Origin of the sequence: Candidatus Phytoplasma melaleucae, assembly GCF_030588185.1 — a bacterium.
GTDB classification, from domain to species: domain Bacteria; phylum Bacillota_I; class Bacilli_A; order Acholeplasmatales; family Acholeplasmataceae; genus Phytoplasma; species Phytoplasma melaleucae.
On record NZ_JAOSID010000019.1, the window covers coordinates 1 to 1,565 of the forward strand.

The 1,565-nt window shown below is 31.4% G+C and carries 1 pseudogene; it reads right to left on the bottom strand.

The window, feature by feature from the left end:
• Nucleotides 1-747: 747 nt before the first annotated feature.
• Nucleotides 748-1,565: pseudogene (locus OC680_RS02245) on the bottom strand (tRNA-uridine aminocarboxypropyltransferase); the annotation flags it as partial.

Here is a 1,565-nt window from a genome sequence, read left to right on the forward strand (position 1 = left end):
CGGAGTTTTATATGTACATATCTGTATGTATTTTTTCATTTTTTTTTTTTTTTTTTTTTTTTCCTATTAAAAACTTATTTATAATTTTTATTATTGTTTAAGCGCAAATAAGATATATTTGGTAAATACATTGCTAGTGAGTTGATGCTTATTAAGAGTCAAAAAATTTACGAAGAAGTCAAGTGGGAAATTCTTAATGCTTTGGAAAAGGCTATCAATTCTCAAAAAGAAACAGATGAAGTTGAATCGTGATATTTTCCTTGTAAATGTTATTCCTGAAGTGTGGCCTTAGAATTCTCATTCATCCGTTTCCTCTGAGAAAAACTTGAAATTCTTTTTTCTGTAACAGAAAATTTGACAGTATGGAGGCGAAGTTCATATTTTTCTATAAAATGCTGACGGAGTTAGATTTATCTGTGCGATTGTAAGTAGTACATCTGTATTGAGGAAACTTTTCTTTTTCTCTCATTTCCTTACAACCATTGCTTATATCATACGGAAATAAATTTGTTTTAGTGTACAGTTTATGATAAAAATAAATTACGTGTTCTTGAATTGTTCGTTTCACTTTCTTATTCAAAAAAAATCTGAAAGTAATTGTTGAACATAAATGGATAATCGACTAATTGTATAGACAGTAATAAATACAAATAAGAAATAATTTACAGAAAGTTGGGAATGGTCCATTTATGAATATTAAAGCTCATTAATTTTACTTCAGATTGATCAGAATCAGTGTATATACCGTTAGTTTTCATGTTCATTCTTTTTTTGACTTTCGTTGGATATTTGTACTATTTCTTGTAAATCGTCTTCATTTTCAGAGTACGTTTTTTCAAGTAATTTCTTCAACCTTTTACCAATTAATTTAGGATATGTCTGATTCTTCAGTCTAAATTCTTTACTTTCGTGAATGACTGCACCATGATTCAACTGATACAGACATAGAGCAGACAATGGTCGCAATAGGTCACTTTTGAAATCTGGTTTATCCTCCAGCACGCTCAATGCTTCCGCAGCTGTTTCTACAGTTGATAAGCAAGTTTCAGTTGGTTGCGTTCGAATGATATATTCGCTACCTCGATGTTGTGATAACTTGACCTGAAAATTTACTATTTCACTAACCTCCATTTATGATCACTACCAAAGGTAAATTCTAATAACCTGTTTAAGGGATTGTATTGAAGCTGATTTATTGAACATAGTCTTCGCTTGAGCCCAAGTTCCATCGATTATCACTAAAGTATATGGAGATTGCTCTTGCACTTTAGGTAACTGGTGAATATCAATTGCTCTAACTGATGGATATAGCAATAATGTATTTGGAGAACTAAAAATATCGATCAACTCAGCGTACCTGAAAATATAATTCAATCTAACAAATGAATTATTAGCACTCTTATAAATATTGAAAATGGAACAATCACTATACCTGCTTTGTGGGAATCTGGTGCCTTTATACACAACGCATTTATCGGGTTTCAGAGATAATCTCAAAATAGTAGCCGTATTTAGACATCGTTTCTCCTCAGCAGGATGTTGCAAAAGGACGACTTTGCATTGGG